The following is a 16,358-nucleotide window of genomic DNA, read 5'->3' on the forward strand; positions in this document are numbered from 1 at the left end:
GACGATATGCTGCGGCGCGGTATCGGCATGACCTCCCAGCGTACCCGGGAGCGGCTGATCCAGCGCTTGTGCGAGGAGGGTGTTTCGAACACCAAGGTGCTCGACGTGATTCGACGCACCCCGCGCCACCTGTTCGTCGACGAGGCACTGGCACATCGTGCCTACGAAGACACCGCTCTGCCAATTGGCCATAACCAGACCATCTCGCAGCCGTTCATGGTTGCCCACATGAGCGAGCTGCTGCTCGAGGCCGGGCCACTGGACAAGGTGCTGGAGATCGGTACCGGGTCGGGTTACCAGACGGCGATCCTGGCCCAGCTGGTGGAGCGGGTGTTTTCGGTAGAGCGCATCAAGGTGCTGCAGGACCGCGCCAAGGAGCGCCTGGTGGAGCTGAATCTGCGCAACGTGGTGTTCCGCTGGGGCGATGGTTGCGAAGGGTGGCCGGCGCTGGCGCCGTACAACGGCATCATCGTCACGGCGGTTGCGCCGGAAGTGCCGCAGGCATTGCTTGACCAGCTGGCGCCCGGGGGCCGCATGGTGATCCCGGTGGGGCCGGCCGGCGAAGCACAGCAACTGATGCTGATTGTGCGCGAGGAGCATGGATTCTCTCGCCGCGTACTGGGGGCCGTGCGCTTCGTGCCGCTGCTCAATGGCCCGCTGGCCTGACGCTGCGGGTAGGCGCTGCGCGGTATTTTTGCGCAAGCGGCGAATTCTTGCAGCTTCGCCCTGTCTATCTGGCGGTGCAAGGCGCTAGTGCGCAACGGCGCTTTGCAACAGCCTTTTGCACCAGCCTGCCAATAACGGCCAGCTTGGTTATAATTGCAACAATATTGCATTTCTTGTCTTCATATCGTTTTTCGGCACCATGAGGGGAGCGCGGGTGGGTCACACAGTCATTCGGCAGCGCAAGGACGGGTCGGGTTTCAAGCTTCTGGTGATTGCACTGGCCATGGGCACGCTACTGGTGGGTTGCTCAAGCACCAGCAGCAGTAGCAGCGCGCGGGTGGTCGACCGCAACAACAGCGTGCCCAAGCGCCCGGCGGTGACCTCCGGGCAGTACATCGTCAAGCCTGGCGACACCCTGTTCTCCATCGCCTTCCGTTATGGCTGGGACTACAAGGAGCTGGCCGCCCGCAACGGCATCGCGGCGCCTTATACCATCCGCCCAGGCCAGGCGATTCGTTTCAGCAGCGGTTCGGGCAGCAGTACCACGGTGGTGTCCAACCCATCCTCGTCAAGCCGCACCACGGTCACGCGGCGGCCTGTGGGGAGCACTGCCACGTCGTCTGCCAACACCAGCAAACCGGCCACGCCGGCGCCTTCCACCAGCACGCCGGTGGTAGCCACCGTGCCGGCCGCCGAGCGCGCGGTAGGCGGCTGGACATGGCCCGCCAACGGCGTGCTGATTGGAAAATTCGCTTCAAACGGTAGTTTGAATAAAGGCATTGATATCGCCGGTGATTTGGGACAGCCTGTTTTTGCTGCGTCTGATGGTGCGGTGGTTTACGCCGGGAGTGGTTTAAGGGGCTACGGCGAGCTGATCATCATCAAGCACAGCGATACCTACGTCAGTGCCTACGGTCATAACCGCAGGCTGTTGGTTCGGGAGGGGCAGCAGGTCAAGGCAGGGCAGTCGATTGCTGAAATGGGGTCCACGGGCACTGATCGGGTGAAGCTGCATTTCGAGATTCGCCGCCAGGGCAAACCCGTCGATCCACTCCAGTTCCTGCCACGCCGTTGATCGTTGTACCCGGCCTGTTCCTCTGATGTAGAGGGGACAGGCTCAAGCGCTGCCAGGGATAAAGGTGCCGCTCGAGTCTGAGTTCGAACTCAGCAAAGGACTATAACAATGGCTCTCAGTAAAGAAGTGCCGGAGTTTGACATCGACGATGACGTCCTCCTGATGGAGACGGGCATCGTTTTGGAAACGGATGTGGTGTCAGACGAACCTGCTGTATCTTCGGTTCGGACGAGGGCCAAGTCGGGCTCTTCGCTCAAGCAACACAAGTATATCGATTACACCCGGGCGCTCGATGCGACCCAGTTGTATCTCAACGAGATCGGCTTCTCGCCACTGCTTTCGCCGGAAGAGGAAGTGCATTTTGCGCGTTTGTCGCAAAAGGGCGACCCTGCTGGCCGCAAGCGCATGATCGAAAGCAACCTGCGCCTGGTTGTAAAAATTGCCCGTCGTTACGTTAACCGCGGCCTGTCGCTGCTCGACCTGATCGAGGAGGGCAACCTGGGGCTTATCCGTGCGGTCGAGAAGTTCGACCCGGAGCGTGGTTTCCGTTTTTCGACCTATGCGACCTGGTGGATCCGCCAGACCATCGAACGGGCGATCATGAACCAGACCCGCACCATCCGCCTGCCGATCCACGTGGTCAAGGAACTGAACGTCTATCTGCGCGCCGCACGCGAGCTGACCCAGAAACTCGACCACGAGCCCTCACCCGAAGAAATCGCCACGCTGCTCGAGAAGCCGGTCGCCGAGGTCAAGCGCATGCTGGGCTTGAACGAGCGTGTGTCTTCGGTTGATGTGTCGCTTGGTCCGGACTCTGACAAGACCCTGCTCGACACCCTGACCGACGACCGCCCGACCGACCCGTGCGAACTGCTGCAGGATGACGACCTGTCGCAGAGCATCGACCAGTGGCTGGGCGAGTTGACCGACAAGCAGCGTGAGGTGGTAGTACGCCGCTTTGGCCTGCGCGGGCATGAAAGCAGCACCCTTGAAGATGTGGGCCTGGAGATTGGCCTGACCCGTGAGCGGGTGCGGCAGATTCAGGTGGAGGGGCTGAAGCGTCTGCGGGAAATCCTGGAGAAGAATGGCTTGTCCAGCGAGTCGTTGTTCCAGTAGCGAAAGCCTGTAATACAAAACGCCCCGATGATCTCGGGGCGTTTTTGTGTGTGGCGCAAAGTGCTGATCCGTTTGAAATTGCCGGGGGCGCTGCGCGCCCCGGTCGCGACACAAGGCCGCTCCTACAGGGGGCGCGATTATCTGCTTGCTCGCGTCCTTCTGTAGGAGCGGCCTTGCGTCGCGAAAGGGCTGCGAAGCAGCCCCAAAATCTGCCAGGCAAAACACATATCAAATATGTACCACGCCACCCCAGTAACATTGCATGTAAGCCTTTTCTTACTTGTTTTGTAAGCTATCTATGCATGCTTCAGTAAATCATTGTCGTTTCCAGCCCCTGTATTTTTCCAAGCCATTGAAACTCATGGATTATTCGGCTGTGAGGAAATGTGTCCGTTGCAATACCTTGTGAGGTTTCGCGCTTGCTCGCTCAGCTCAACCCGCTAGTATTCGAACTGTGCACACGGACATGCACAGGCTTCCAGGGAGGAGGCCAGGGACATCGCAAGAAGCGATTTCATCAGGATGATGTTTGGGACAAGCAGGGACTACGGAAAAAAATGTGGGCGGGTCAAACCGCCCCTTTTTTTTGCCCGCAGAAAACAAAAAAGGCCCCGAGGGGCCTTTTCTTGTGCGGGCGCTATCAGCGCTCCAGGTCTGCAATCTTGCCAGTCTTGCCGTCCCACTCTTCAGCGTCCGGCAGGGCATCCTTACGCTCGGTGATGTTAGGCCAGACTTCCGCCAGTTCGGCGTTCAGCTCGATGAAGTTCTCCATCCCGGCCGGGATCTCGTCTTCCGAGAAGATGGCTTGCGCCGGGCATTCCGGTTCGCACAGGGCGCAGTCGATGCACTCGTCCGGGTGAATGACCAGGAAGTTCGGGCCTTCGTAGAAGCAGTCCACCGGACAGACTTCCACGCAGTCGGTGTATTTGCATTTGATGCAGTTGTCGGTGACGACGAAGGTCATTTCTAGTTCTCTCCTCAGGCGACGGCGGCGGCCCTTCCTCTCAGGGCCGCGCGGTTTACTGGTATGTGGCTGCAGGCCAGGCTAATAACCTGCAGCACCAGCAAACCGCGGCGGATTCTACCAGCTTGTAGTGGGCGCCGTTATAACAGGTTCTTTAGTTGATATAGCATTTCGATAGCTTGACGCGGGGTCATGTCGTCCAGCTGCAGCTTGCCCAGCTTCTCGATGGCCGGGTGTGGCAGGCTGGCGAACAGGTCGCTCTGGTGCGGCACCTGGGGTACATCCTTGGCCTTGTGGGCCGGGATTTGTTCATGCGGCAGGCTGGTGGTTTCCAGGCGTGCCAGGTGTTCGCGGGCACGCTGGATGACCACCGTGGGCACGCCGGCCAGCTGTGCCACAGCCAGGCCGTAGCTTTGGCTGGCAGGGCCAGGCAGAACATGGTGCAGGAACACGATACGTTCGTTGTGCTCGGTAGCGTTCAGGTGCACGTTGGCCACCAGCGGCTCGCTCTCCGGCAGCACGGTGAGCTCGAAGTAGTGCGTGGCGAACAGCGTGTAGGCACGCAGCTGGGCCAGGCGCTCGGCAGCGGCCCAGGCCAGCGACAGGCCGTCGAAGGTACTGGTGCCGCGGCCCACTTCGTCCATCAGCACCAGGCTGCGGTCGGTGGCATTGTGCAGGATGTTGGCGGTTTCGCTCATCTCGACCATGAAGGTCGAGCGCCCGCCGGCCAGGTCGTCGCTGGAGCCGATACGGGTGAAGATGCGGTCGACCAGCGACAGCTCGCAGCTGGCCGCCGGCACGAAGCTGCCGATGTGCGCCAGCAGTACGATCAGGGCGGTCTGGCGCATGTAGGTAGACTTACCGCCCATATTCGGGCCGGTGATGATCAGCATGCGCGTGCTGTTGTCCAGGCCCAGGTCGTTGGCCACGAACGGCGTGGTCAACACCTGCTCCACCACCGGGTGACGGCCTTGCTCGATGCGCAGGCACGGTTCGTCGACAAAGCGTGGGCAGTTCAGGTCGAGGTTGAGCGCACGTTCGGCCAGGTTGCTGAGCACATCCAGTTCGGCCAGGGCGGCGGCGCTGTCCTGCAGCGGCGCCAGGTGGCTGATCAGGGTCTCCAGCAGGGCGTCATAGAGCATCTTTTCGCGGGCCAGGGCGCGGCTTTTGGCCGACAGCGCCTTGTCCTCGAACGCTTTCAGCTCGGGGGTGATGAAGCGTTCGGCGCCCTTGAGCGTCTGGCGACGGATGTAGTCGCCCGGCGCCTGCTCGGCCTGCTTGGTCGGCAGTTCGATGAAGTAGCCGTGCACGCGGTTGTAGCCGACCTTGAGGTTGGCCAGGCCGGTGCGGGCCTTTTCCCGGGCTTCCAGGTCGATCAGGAACTGGCCGGCGTTTTCGCTGATGGCCAGCAGGTCGTCCAGTTCGTTGTCATAGCCGGCCTTGAGCACGCCGCCGTCGCGAATGACCGCTGGCGGGTTGTCGATGATCGCCCGTTCCAGCAGGCTGGCCAGCTCCGGGTAGGTGCCGGTAATGGCCGCCAGGCGCGCCAGGTGCGGCGCTTCCAGCTCGGTCATGGCGTTTTGCAGTTCGGGCAGCGCGCCCAGGGCATCGCGCAGGCGTGCCAGGTCGCGAGGGCGGGCGTTGCGTAGGCCGATACGGGCGAGGATCCGCTCGATATCGCCAATTTCCTTCAGCTGCGGTTGCAGCTTTTCGAAGCGGTAGCTGTCGAGCAGGCAGCGGATCGAGTCCTGGCGTGCTTGCAATACTTTCAGGTCGCGCAGCGGGCGGTTCAGCCAGCGGCTCAGCAGGCGGCTGGCCATGGCGGTCTGGCAGCGGTCGACCACCGATTGCAGGGTGTTGTCACGCCCACCCGCCAGGTTGACGTCCAGCTCCAGGTTGCGACGGCTGGCGCCATCGAGGATGACGGTGTCGTCCAGGCGCTCATGGCGCAGGCTGCGCAGGTGCGGCAGGGCGGTGCGCTGGGTTTCCTTGGCGTAGGTCAGCAGGCAGCCGGCGGCGCCAATGGCCAGGGTCAGCTTGTCGCAGCCAAAGCCCTTGAGGTCCTTGGTCGCAAACTGCTGGCACAGGGCCTTGCGGGCCGAGTCGCGGTCAAAGTCCCACGGCGCGCGGCGGCGGGCACCTGGGCGCTTTTCAGCGGGCAGGTCACGTGGCCAGTCGTCGGGGATCAACAGCTCGACCGGGTTCAGGCGCTCAAGCTCGGCCAGCAGGTTTTCCCAGCCCTTGATCTCCTGCACGCTGAAGTTGCCGCTGGTGATGTCCAGTACGGCCAGGCCGAACAGGCGTTCGTCGCCGAGCAGCGCGGCAATCAGGTTGTCGCGGCGCTCGTCGAGCAGCGCTTCGTCGCTGACTGTGCCGGGAGTGATGATGCGCACCACCTGGCGTTCCACCGGGCCCTTGCTGGTGGCGGGGTCGCCAACCTGCTCGCAGATCACCACCGATTCGCCCAGCTTGACCAGCTTGGCCAGGTAGCCTTCCAGCGAATGGAACGGAATCCCGCACATGGGGATGGACTGGCCGGCCGACTGACCGCGCGCGGTCAGGGTGATGTCCAGCAGTTTTGCGGCCTTCTTTGCATCTTCATAGAAGATTTCGTAGAAGTCGCCCATGCGGTAGAACATCAGCTGGTCCGGGTGCTGGTTTTTCAGCTTCCAGTATTGCTGCATCATTGGGGTGTGTGCGGAAAGATCGGAGAGTGCTTTATTCATCAAAGACTTAGAGTGTAGGTCTCAACATTGTGGGGCAAATTGGGGCGTTCCGTGTTGCATGCGCGGCGCCGAGACCCACCTGAATTTTCAAGCCGCATAGGTTACCACGGCTACCGCACAGGCAGAACCTGCAACGCCGGGCAGCGCAGGTGTAGGGGCATGGCTTGTTGACAGCATGGTGCTCCCATGGAAGATTGCGCGCTTTTGGCCGTGCCAAGTTAACCGTTATTGCAATCAGGTTGGTTAGTGCAGTGAGTGGAATTCGTTTTGATGTCGATGCGGTTTTTTGCATTTCCCTCGACACGCGGGATGACCGGCGCAAGCTGTTCAGTGAAACCATCGGGCGGCAGCTGGACAACGAAGTGGTCTTTCATGTGGTGGCGAAAAATAGTGACCCCAAGCGTGGTTGCTACGAATCGCATCAGCAGTTGGCACGTCACGCACTCGACAACGGGCTGGATCGAATCCTGATCTTCGAAGACGATGCCAAGGCTTATGAGGTAAAGCCTTCGCAGGTGCGCTGGGTGAACCGCTTCATGCAGAAACGCACTTTCCAGGCCCTGCACCTGGGATATTCCATGGGGCGAACCTGGCTGACGTGGTTCCCGTTCATTGCCAGGGGGCGGGTGGTTGCACTGCACGCCTATGTACTGTCGCGCGAAGGCTGCCGGATCCTGGCAGAAACACCCTACGATGGCACGCCCGTGGATGTGGTGGTCAAGCACAGGATCCGTCAGCACTGCGTGTTCCCGATGCTGTATCGCCAACATGCTGCAGCTGTGGCAGGTAGCGATCTGGAGCAGGTAGTGCGCAATGAGGATGAGTGGTGGGAGCGTAACTGGGCCAAGCACCGGCGTTCACCGATCAAGAACTTCTGGCGTACCGTACTGCGGCTGAACTTCTGACATGCCCCATTGGCTGAGGCGTATGATTTGCGGGCTGTACAGGCACAAAGCGGTCGAGGTCGAACGCCTGTTCATTGGTGAGATCGTCATTTCGCGGCAGGTTTGTTGTCGTTGTGGCTGCCCGCTTCGCGACCTGGCTGAATATCAGTGAAAGCAACTAGCTGATAGGGTAGAGGGCAGCCTTCAAGGAGCCCGACATGGACCCGATCACCACGCTTGCCACCCGCCTGGGTGAACACTTGCGCCGTTTCAATGCACAGGTGACCACTGCCGAATCCTGCACCGGCGGCGGCATTGCCGAAGCCATCACCCGTATACCTGGCAGTTCGGCCTGGTTCGAGGCCGGCTACGTGACCTATTCCAACGCGCAGAAAACCCGCCTGCTGGGCGTGCCCGAGGCATTGTTTGGCCAGGTGGGCGCAGTTAGCCAGGAAGTGGTCGAGGCCATGGTTCGCGGTGCCCAGGCTGCCAGTGGCGCGCGCTTTGCCGTGGCGGTAAGCGGTGTGGCCGGGCCGGACGGTGGCTCTGCCGCCAAGCCGGTGGGCACCGTGTGGCTGGCCTGGGGTGACGGCAGCCGGGTATTCAGCGAGCGCCGTCAGTTTGACGGCGACCGCGAAGCCGTGCGCCGACAGACGGTGATCGCCGCGTTAGACGGCTTGTTACAGCTTGGTGCCGAGTAAATCGACAACAGGGGTTTGCGTTAGCGCCTGCCTGTGGAATAATACTGGCTACTTATACAGGTATTCCGGCCGTCAGGGCCACGTCGAACACGTGAGGATTTCAATGGACGACAACAAGAAGCGCGCCTTGGCTGCGGCCCTGGGTCAGATCGAACGCCAATTCGGCAAAGGCGCAGTCATGCGCATGGGTGACCAGGAACGCCAAGGTATTCCTGCCATCTCCACCGGCTCCCTGGGCCTGGACATCGCCCTGGGCATTGGCGGCCTGCCAAAAGGCCGTATCGTCGAGATTTACGGCCCGGAATCGTCGGGTAAGACCACGCTGACCCTGTCGGTCATCGCCGAAGCCCAGAAAAACGGCGCTACCTGTGCCTTCGTCGACGCCGAGCACGCCCTGGACCCTGAATACGCTGGCAAGCTGGGTGTCAACGTTGACGATTTGCTGGTCTCGCAGCCGGATACTGGCGAACAGGCCCTGGAAATCACCGACATGCTGGTGCGTTCCAACGCCGTTGACGTGATCATCGTCGACTCCGTGGCCGCCCTGGTACCAAAGGCCGAGATCGAAGGCGAAATGGGTGACATGCACGTGGGCCTGCAGGCCCGCCTGATGTCGCAGGCGCTGCGTAAGATCACCGGTAACATCAAGAACGCCAACTGCCTGGTCATCTTCATCAACCAGATCCGTATGAAGATCGGCGTGATGTTTGGCAGCCCGGAAACCACCACCGGTGGTAACGCCCTGAAGTTCTACGCCTCGGTACGTCTGGACATCCGTCGTACTGGCGCGGTCAAGGAAGGCGACGAGGTGGTCGGTAGCGAAACCCGCGTCAAGATCGTCAAGAACAAGGTTTCGCCACCGTTCCGCCAGGCCGAGTTCCAGATCCTCTACGGCAAGGGCATCTACCGTAACGGCGAGATCATTGACCTGGGTGTGTCCCAAGGCCTGGTCGAGAAGTCGGGTGCCTGGTACGCCTACCAAGGCAACAAGATTGGTCAAGGCAAAGCCAACGCTGCCAAGTACCTGGCCGAGAACCCGGCTATTGGTGCAGAGATCGAGAAGCAGATCCGTGACAAGCTGCTGAAAGCGGGTGCTGTTGCTGAAGCCGGTAAAGCAGCTGCTGCCGAAGCGGATGCTGATGACATGGCAGACGCCGACGCTGGTTATTGATTGCGCGATAGATAGCCAATATGTCCGCCGTACTCGACACCCCCGTCGCCATCCGGCGGACAGCCATGGACCTGCTCGCGAGACGTGAGCATGGTCGCGTCGAGCTGACGCGCAAGTTGCGTCAGCGCGGCGCTTTGGATGAGATGATCGAGCCTGAACTCGACCGGCTCACCGAAGAAGGGCTGCTCAGTGAGGTCCGCTACCTCGAAAGCTTTATCCGCTACCGTTCCAGCTCTGGCTATGGCCCTGTGCGAATTCGCGAAGAGCTTGGCCAGCGCGGCTTGGCGCGCAGTGATATCGACCAGGCATTGCGTGAGAGCGAAGTGGATTGGGGCGAGCGTATGCGTGATGTGTGGCAGCGCAAGTTCGCCGGGCAGCGGCCGCAGGATCCGCGTAGCCGTGCCCAGCAAACCCGGTTCCTGGCTTACCGTGGGTTTCCCATGGATTTGATCGGCCGCCTGCTCAGTGGGCGGGATCTCGACGATTACTGAAGCCACGAACACCATCCAGGTAGTATTTCGCTGGCTTCGGGCTCGCACGGTCTCTTTGGGAGCGGGCTTGCCCGCGAACACCGGCAAAGCCGGTGCCATTCACCGCGCTGGCTTCTTCGCGGGTGAACCCGCTCCCACAGGTATTTCGCTGGCTTCGGGCTCATACGATCTCTGTGGGAGCGGGCTTGCCCGCGAACACCGGCAAAGCCGGTGCCATTCACCGCGCTGGCTTCTTCGCGGGTGAACCCGCTCCCACAGGTATCGCGCTGGTTTCTTCGCGGGCGCGCCCGCTCCCACAGGTATTTCGCTGGCTTCGGGTTCGCGCGGTCTCTGTGGGAGCGGGCAAGTCGAGGCGTCGAACCGCCGCGAACACCGGCAAAGCCGGTGCCATTCACCGCGCTGGCGTCTTCGCGGGCACGCCCGCTCCCACAGGCGTGGCGCAGGCTTCGGGTTGGCACGATCCCCTGTGGGAGCAGCTTCAGCCGGTACCATCAACTGACCTTCAATGCCTCCCTGGCCCGCTGGGTGGTATGCATCGGTTGCGGCTTGGCCCAGTTCTCCGGCAGGTTGATGAAGTCCACCAGTTCGCGCAGTCGGCCCTGGTCCCGGCCATTGAAGGCGAACGACAAGCGCGTCAGGTGGCTGAAGTTGCCTACCTCATGCTCGGCGCCGCTGTCCGGTTGCTGGTAGTACTTGCCGCTCAGACGCAGGTCGGCAAACCCCTCCTGAATGTCGAACAGTGCCGCTTCGCTCAGCGGGTGGTGCATGCGGATCACGAATTGGCTCTTCAGCCAGCGGCTGGAGTGGTAGTTGCTGTAGAACTGGTTGATCTCCTCCACGGCCTCATCGGCACTGTGTACCAGGCGCACCAGTTTCAGGTCGCTGGGCAGGATGTAGCGGTTTTCTTCCAGTTGGCGACTGATAAAGTCCAGGCAGTCACGCCAGAAACTGCCACCTGGCGAGTCCAGCAGCACCACCGGTACCAGAGGGCTCTTGCCGGTCTGGATCAAGGTCAGTACTTCAAGCGCTTCATCGAGGGTGCCGAACCCCCCCGGGCACAACACCAGGGCATCGGCCTCTTTGACGAAGAACAGCTTGCGGATAAAGAAGAAGTGGAAGGGCAGCAGCTTGTCGGTGCCGCCCACGGTAGGGTTGGCGTGTTGCTCGAAGGGCAGGGTGATGTTGAAACCCAGGCTGTGGGCGCAGCCAGCACCTTCGTGAGCGGCGGCCATGATGCCGCCGCCGGCACCGGTGATGACCATCAGGTCGGAGCGCGCCAGGGTGGCGCCAAGCTCGCGGGCCAAGGCGTACATCGGGTGTTCCAGGGGAGTGCGTGCAGAGCCGAACACGGTCACCTTGCGCCGGCCTTTGTACTGCTGCAGGGTGCGGAATGACTGGTCCAGTTCGCGCAAGGCCTGCAGCGTGATCTTGGCGCTCCAGCGGTCGCTGTCGTCATGGGCCATGCGCAACACGGTCAGCATCATGTCGCGGTACAGCGGCAGGTTGGGGCTGTCGGGTGCTACCAGTTGCAGTTGTGCGTCGATGTTGCTCAGGTCGATGTTGTTGTCGCGAAAGTGGCTGAACAGCAGTTCATTCGATTGGTAAGGCATGCAACGTCTCCTTCTGCACCAATACCCATGACCTCAATCTAGACCCTCGCGACCGATTGTGCCGGGCTGTTTGGCACAACCGCCGGTCGGCCAGCCGCCAGCGGCAGCAGGGGTTTGGTTAACTGGTACAGCGAAACGTGTCGATGCAGGAGGTGGCGGTATGCATCGCTTGACCATCGAAGTGGACCGGCAGCTTTATCAGCAGCTGGAAAGTGCGGCTCAGGTGCATCACCTGAGCCTGGAAGCCGAGTGCCAGCGCAGGTTGGCGGGGGTCGAGTGCCAGTCGCGATACTTGCAGGCGCTACTGGCCGAGATGCGCGCCGAGGCCGCCGAGGGGCGCTGCTGCGCCCGCGAGGACGAGAAGGTGTAGCCCGAGAGCGGCTGTTACTTCTTCTTGTTGCCAGCCACGCAACTGGCGCTGTCGAAGGCCTGGTCCATGATTGGCTGGTTGGTCTTGTAGACCGTGAACCGGTAGACCATGACCGCGCCTTTGGACATCAGGTTGCGGAAACCGCTGTTGCGGCAGACGCTGTCACCCAGCTGGCTGCGAACCTGTTCCGGGTTGGCCTGCATGCGCTCGGCGTGGCTCTGGCGCACGCTCAGGTGGTTGACCAGCGCCTTGCCTTCAACGGTGTAGCCTTGGTCGAGGATGTCCTCGTTGATGGCGCGCGGGGTGCCCACGCTGCTTTCTTTGGCGACCTTCTGCAGCGTCTTGTTCAGGTCATAGTCCTGCTTGGAGGCCGCCTGGGCTGCCAGGGGCAGGGCGAGCAACAGGCTCAGGGCGGGGACGATAAGGCGCAGCATGAATCTCTCCTGGTTCGATGACTGGCGCTTTGACATGCGCGGGTCGACGGCGTTCCGTAAAACCGCGCCGCATGAGCCGATGGCGCGCTAAAGCGTCGATTATAAAGAGCGCCTTGCCACCTGCACAGCAAATGCCCGCTGTTCTGGTAGACTTGCGGTCTTGTTTTTTCCGAGTCTTCCCAGTGTCGATTTCCGTTCCGTCCAGAGGCTTGCCGGCATGAGCCACGCGGTAGCGCGCCTGCGCGCCGAGCGCCTGGCCCGCAGCATCAAACCTTTTATCGCCCGTGGCTCGCGTGCCGAGCGCTGCCCGGACTGCCGGGTCATTGCCACCCACTGCCTGTGCGCCTGGAAGCCCCGGGTGCAGGCAGACTCAAGCGTGTGCCTGCTGATGCATGACACCGAGCCGCTGAAGCCCACCAACACCGGCTGGCTGATTGCCGACCTGATCGAGGACACGTCCGCCTTCGGCTGGTTGCGCACCTCGGTCGACGAGCGCCTGCTGGCCTTGCTGGACGACCCGTGCTGGCAGCCCTACATCGTCTTCCCAGGTGAGTTCGTGGCCGAGCAGCGGGTGGTCAGCGAGGTGGTGCGTGAACCGGGCAAGCGCCCGCTGTTCATCCTGCTGGATGCCACCTGGACCGAGGCGCGCAAGATGTTCCGCAAAAGCCCGTACCTGGACCGTTTCCCGGTGTTGAGCCTTGAGGCCGAACAGATGTCGCGCTACCGCCTGCGGCGCTCCAAGCGTGACGACCACTTCTGCACGGCCGAAGTGGCGGCCATGTGCCTGGACCTGGCCGGCGACACGCAGGCCTCGCAGGCACTGGATGCCTACCTGGACGTGTTCAGCCTGCACTACCTCAGCGGCAAGCGGCGCCTGCCGCTGGATGAGCAGGACGACACCCACCAGCGTTTGCATACCTTCCTATAGTCCAAGGGGCACAACCCCTGCTTTGGTTCATAATGACGGAGCTGGCAGCCAGGGTGGGCGAGACGGCAGGGCGATTGGCTTGACCACCCTTCACCGTGCTCGGCATCCTTGGCGCCGATTCCCCGCCGGGCGCATCTCTTACCCCTGAGTGCCTGGCACAGAACAGGATCCCTAGATCGATGGCCACTTACGAAATCCTGATTGCCGATGACCACCCACTGTTCCGTGGCGCCCTGCGCCAGGCCGTTACCCTCGGCCTGGGCCCGGATGTGCGCCTGGTCGAAGTCGCGAGCATTGCCGAACTGGAAACCCGACTGAGCGAGAAAGCCGACTGGGACCTGGTGCTGCTGGACTTGAACATGCCGGGTGCCTACGGTTTTTCCGGGCTGGTGCTGCTGCGCGGGCAATACCCGCAGATCCCCGTGGTGATGGTTTCTGCGCAGGAAGAGGCCGCCGTGGTGGTCAAGTCCCGCGAGTTTGGTGCCAGTGGCTTCATTCCCAAGTCCAGCACCCTGGAAGTGATCCAGGATGCCGTGCGCAAGGTGCTCGACGGCGATGTCTGGTGGCCGCCGCAGGCGTTTGAAAAGGTTGATGTCTCGGCCGAGGCCAAGGCCGCCAGCGAGGGGCTGGCCAGCCTGACGCCGCAGCAGTTCCGCGTGCTGACCATGGTCTGCGAAGGCCTGCTGAACAAGCAGATTGCCTATGAGCTGAGCGTCTCCGAGGCTACGATCAAGGCCCACGTGACCGCCATTTTCCGCAAGCTGGGCGTGCGTACCCGGACCCAGGCCGCGCTGTTGCTGCAACAACTTGAATCGGTTGCCAGCAACTGACTGCGCGTGGCTTCACGCTTTTTTGACCCGGGCCGGTCTAGTCTGCTGGTCTTTCCGCTGTGAAGTGACTCACATGACATCGCCATTCAAAGGCCAGACCGGCCTGAAACGTATCTTCAACGCCGCTGGTTATTCGCTGGACGGCTTGCGCGCAGCGTTCAAGGGGGAAGCCGCCTTCCGTCAGCTGGTGCTGCTCAACGTGCTGTTGATCCCGATCGCGTTCTGGTTGCCGGTAAGCCGCGCAGAGCGGGCAATCATGATCGCCGTGTGCCTTCTGGGGCTGATCGTCGAGCTGTTCAACTCGGCGGTAGAAGCGGCCATTGACCGCATTTCGCTGGAGCGCCACCCCCTGTCGAAAAACGCCAAGGACATGGGCAGCGCCGCGCAACTGGTGGCACTGACCATGGTGGCGCTGGTGTGGGGCGTGATCCTGCTTTAAGCGATCGGTGGCAGCACGATTTCATCACTGCGGGTAAAGCCCGCAGTGAAGTTGCGGCACAGGTCGAGAAACTCACGCATGGCGGAGGTCTGGTACTTCTGCTTGTGCCAGATGAAGTAGAACTGGCGCATCAGGTCCAGCTCCGGCGTTTCCACCGGCACCAGGCTGCCGCGGCGGAATGCATCCCGCAGGGCCAGGCGCGAAATGCAGCCAATGCCCAGGCCCGACTCCACAGCGCGCTTGATCGCCTCGGTGTGCTCCAGCTCCAGGCGGATGTTGAGGTTGGCGCGGTGATGGCGCATAGCCTGGTCGAAGGTCAGCCGCGTGCCCGAGCCTTGCTCGCGCAGGATCCACGCCTCTTGCGACAGGCTTTCGATATCGGCACGGCCCAGCTTGGCCAGTGGATGCTGTGGCGCGCAGAACACCACCAACTCGTCTTCGACCCAGGGCTGCACCTCCAGGTCCGGGTGGTTGCAGTCGCCTTCGATTAGACCCAGATCAATTTCATAGTGCGCCACCTGTTGCACGATATGTGCAGTGTTCTGAACATGCAGCTTCACCTGGCTTTCCGGATGGGTCTGCATGAAGCTGCCGATCAGCAGGGTGGCCAGGTAATTGCCGATGGTGAGCGTGGCGCCGACTGCCAGCGAGCCGAAGCCGGACTTGCCGTTGAGCAGGTCCTCGATCTCCTTGGCCTGGTCGAGCAGGGCCACTGCCTGTGGTAGCAGTTGATGGCCAAGCGCGTTGAGGGCCAGGCGCTTGCCTGCACGGTCGAACAGCTGGCAGCTCGATTGCCGCTCAAGCTCGGTAATGGACGTGCTGGCGGCCGACTGCGACAACGCCAGCAGGCTGGCGGCCCGAGAGACGCTTTGATGCTGGGCGACGGCGACGAAGACTTGTAGTTGACGAAGTGTGAATCGCATATCGATATAACCGATAACACATATCTTGATAATCCAGTTAACAGATATTGTCGCTGCCCCTAAACTATCGCGCAACTGCGCGTTTTGCGCGCCGCGTTTTTCTTCAGGAGCCCCATCGATGAGCAACATGAACCACGAACGTGTCCTCAGTGTGCACCACTGGAATGACACCCTGTTCAGCTTCAAGTGCACCCGCGACCCGGGCCTGCGCTTCGAGAACGGTCAGTTCGTGATGATCGGCTTGCAGCAGGAAAGCGGCCGTCCGCTCATGCGTGCCTATTCCATCGCTTCGCCAAACTGGGAAGAGCACCTGGAGTTCTTCAGCATCAAGGTGCCGGATGGCCCGCTGACCTCGCAGCTGCAGCACCTGAAGGAAGGCGACGAGATCATCATCAGCAAGAAGCCTACCGGTACGCTGGTGCTCGACGACCTGAACCCGGGCAAGCACCTGTACCTGCTGAGCACCGGCACTGGCCTGGCGCCGTTCATGAGCGTGATCCAGGACCCGGAAACCTACGAACGCTTCGAGAAAGTGATCCTGGTGCACGGTGTGCGCTACGTGAACGAAGTGGCCTACCGCGAGTTCATCACCGAGCACCTGCCGCAGAACGAATTCTTCGGTGAGTCGGTTCGCGACAAGCTGATCTACTACCCGACCGTGACCCGTGAACCGTTCGAGAACCAGGGCCGCCTGACCGACCTGATGCGCAGCGGCAAGCTGTTCAGCGACATCGGCCTGCCACCGATCAACCCGCAGGATGACCGTGCGATGATCTGCGGCAGCCCGAGCATGCTCGACGAGACCAGCGAAGTGCTGGACAGCTTCGGCTTGAAGGTTTCCGCCCGCATGCGCGAGCCGGGTGACTACCTGATCGAGCGTGCCTTCGTCGAGAAGTAAGGCGCAGGCTGGTACAAAAAAGGCGACCTTTGGGTTAATGCCAGTCAGTTAAGACTGCCGGGGCTGCTGTGCAGCCCATCGCCGGCAAGCCAGCTCCCACACCGATTGCACTGAACTCAAGCCATGCGCTGT

General features: G+C 61.7%; 17 protein-coding genes. 12 read left to right on the plus strand and 5 right to left on the minus strand.

What is annotated here, in order from left to right; translation table 11 throughout:
* The first annotated feature begins 27 nt into the window (after nt 1–27).
* The 3 genes from ACIQUI_RS24035 to rpoS all read left to right on the plus strand — a co-directional run bounded on the left by ACIQUI_RS24035 (nt 28) and on the right by rpoS (nt 2,857).
* Nucleotides 28–666 (plus strand): protein-L-isoaspartate(D-aspartate) O-methyltransferase, encoded by a 639-nt coding sequence (locus ACIQUI_RS24035; protein ID WP_003252348.1) that lies wholly within the window; start codon nt 28–30, stop codon nt 664–666.
* A 214-nt stretch (nt 667–880) separates the two neighbouring features.
* Nucleotides 881–1,741, plus strand: a complete 861-nt coding sequence (locus ACIQUI_RS24040) for a peptidoglycan DD-metalloendopeptidase family protein (RefSeq protein WP_403203203.1) — start codon at nt 881–883, stop codon at nt 1,739–1,741.
* A 108-nt stretch (nt 1,742–1,849) separates the two neighbouring features.
* The gene (gene rpoS, locus ACIQUI_RS24045) at nt 1,850–2,857 is read left to right on the plus strand and encodes an RNA polymerase sigma factor RpoS (RefSeq protein WP_009686059.1); all 1,008 of its coding nucleotides are present in this window, start codon (nt 1,850–1,852) and stop codon (nt 2,855–2,857) included.
* Nucleotides 2,858–3,497: 640 nt separating this feature from the next.
* On the opposite strand, the gene fdxA is transcribed toward rpoS, so the two are convergent.
* Together fdxA and mutS are read right to left on the minus strand one after the other, a co-directional pair.
* Entirely contained in the window at nt 3,498–3,821 is a 324-nt protein-coding gene (gene fdxA, locus ACIQUI_RS24050; protein WP_012270863.1) for a ferredoxin FdxA, read from the minus strand.
* Nucleotides 3,822–3,961: 140 nt separating this feature from the next.
* Nucleotides 3,962–6,547 carry a DNA mismatch repair protein MutS gene (gene mutS, locus ACIQUI_RS24055; protein ID WP_403203172.1) on the minus strand — a complete coding sequence of 862 codons (2,586 nt, stop codon included), beginning with the start codon at nt 6,545–6,547 and terminating at the stop codon, nt 3,962–3,964.
* Nucleotides 6,548–6,798: 251 nt separating this feature from the next.
* Between mutS and ACIQUI_RS24060 the strand changes: the two genes are divergently transcribed.
* The 4 genes from ACIQUI_RS24060 to recX all read left to right on the plus strand — a co-directional run bounded on the left by ACIQUI_RS24060 (nt 6,799) and on the right by recX (nt 9,794).
* The gene (locus ACIQUI_RS24060) at nt 6,799–7,452 is read left to right on the plus strand and encodes a hypothetical protein (protein ID WP_403203173.1); all 654 of its coding nucleotides are present in this window, start codon (nt 6,799–6,801) and stop codon (nt 7,450–7,452) included.
* 197 nt (nt 7,453–7,649) lie between these two features.
* Nucleotides 7,650–8,132, plus strand: coding sequence for a CinA family protein (locus ACIQUI_RS24065; RefSeq protein WP_403203174.1), 483 nt, complete (start codon nt 7,650–7,652; stop codon nt 8,130–8,132).
* 103 nt (nt 8,133–8,235) lie between these two features.
* A complete protein-coding gene (gene recA, locus ACIQUI_RS24070; protein ID WP_110746074.1) occupies nt 8,236–9,303 on the plus strand; it encodes a recombinase RecA in 1,068 nt (355 codons plus the stop codon).
* 20 nt (nt 9,304–9,323) lie between these two features.
* A complete protein-coding gene (gene recX, locus ACIQUI_RS24075) occupies nt 9,324–9,794 on the plus strand; it encodes a recombination regulator RecX (RefSeq protein WP_403203175.1) in 471 nt (156 codons plus the stop codon).
* 491 nt (nt 9,795–10,285) lie between these two features.
* Here recX and ACIQUI_RS24080 read toward each other — a convergent pair whose 3' ends face one another.
* The gene (locus ACIQUI_RS24080; RefSeq protein WP_403203176.1) at nt 10,286–11,404 is read right to left on the minus strand and encodes an LOG family protein; all 1,119 of its coding nucleotides are present in this window, start codon (nt 11,402–11,404) and stop codon (nt 10,286–10,288) included.
* A 160-nt stretch (nt 11,405–11,564) separates the two neighbouring features.
* Between ACIQUI_RS24080 and ACIQUI_RS24085 the strand changes: the two genes are divergently transcribed.
* On the plus strand, nt 11,565–11,774 hold the full coding sequence (locus ACIQUI_RS24085; protein WP_403203177.1) for a hypothetical protein: 210 nt from the start codon (nt 11,565–11,567) through the stop codon (nt 11,772–11,774).
* A 14-nt stretch (nt 11,775–11,788) separates the two neighbouring features.
* On the opposite strand, the gene ACIQUI_RS24090 is transcribed toward ACIQUI_RS24085, so the two are convergent.
* Nucleotides 11,789–12,208, minus strand: a complete 420-nt coding sequence (locus ACIQUI_RS24090) for a PA3611 family quorum-sensing-regulated virulence factor (protein ID WP_391137685.1) — start codon at nt 12,206–12,208, stop codon at nt 11,789–11,791.
* A gap of 217 nt (nt 12,209–12,425) precedes the next feature.
* Between ACIQUI_RS24090 and ACIQUI_RS24095 the strand changes: the two genes are divergently transcribed.
* The 3 genes from ACIQUI_RS24095 to ACIQUI_RS24105 all read left to right on the plus strand — a co-directional run bounded on the left by ACIQUI_RS24095 (nt 12,426) and on the right by ACIQUI_RS24105 (nt 14,405).
* On the plus strand, nt 12,426–13,136 hold the full coding sequence (locus tag ACIQUI_RS24095) for a tRNA-uridine aminocarboxypropyltransferase (protein WP_403203178.1): 711 nt from the start codon (nt 12,426–12,428) through the stop codon (nt 13,134–13,136).
* 179 nt (nt 13,137–13,315) lie between these two features.
* The gene (erdR, locus tag ACIQUI_RS24100; protein WP_403203179.1) at nt 13,316–13,966 is read left to right on the plus strand and encodes a response regulator transcription factor ErdR; all 651 of its coding nucleotides are present in this window, start codon (nt 13,316–13,318) and stop codon (nt 13,964–13,966) included.
* Nucleotides 13,967–14,039: 73 nt separating this feature from the next.
* Nucleotides 14,040–14,405, plus strand: a complete 366-nt coding sequence (locus ACIQUI_RS24105; RefSeq protein ID WP_010952700.1) for a diacylglycerol kinase — start codon at nt 14,040–14,042, stop codon at nt 14,403–14,405.
* Here the strand turns inward: ACIQUI_RS24105 and finR are convergent.
* Nucleotides 14,402–15,328, minus strand: coding sequence for a LysR family transcriptional regulator FinR (gene finR / locus ACIQUI_RS24110; RefSeq protein ID WP_391137677.1), 927 nt, complete (start codon nt 15,326–15,328; stop codon nt 14,402–14,404). The two genes, ACIQUI_RS24105 and finR, sit on opposite strands and share 4 nt — an antisense overlap.
* A 118-nt stretch (nt 15,329–15,446) precedes the next feature.
* On the opposite strand from finR, the gene fpr reads away from it, so the two are divergent.
* On the plus strand, nt 15,447–16,226 hold the full coding sequence (gene fpr / locus ACIQUI_RS24115) for a ferredoxin-NADP reductase (protein ID WP_016501130.1): 780 nt from the start codon (nt 15,447–15,449) through the stop codon (nt 16,224–16,226).
* Nucleotides 16,227–16,358 lie beyond the last annotated feature (132 nt).

The sequence above is a fragment of the Pseudomonas sp. NPDC090592 genome (assembly GCF_044769185.1).
Taxonomy (GTDB): domain Bacteria; phylum Pseudomonadota; class Gammaproteobacteria; order Pseudomonadales; family Pseudomonadaceae; genus Aquipseudomonas.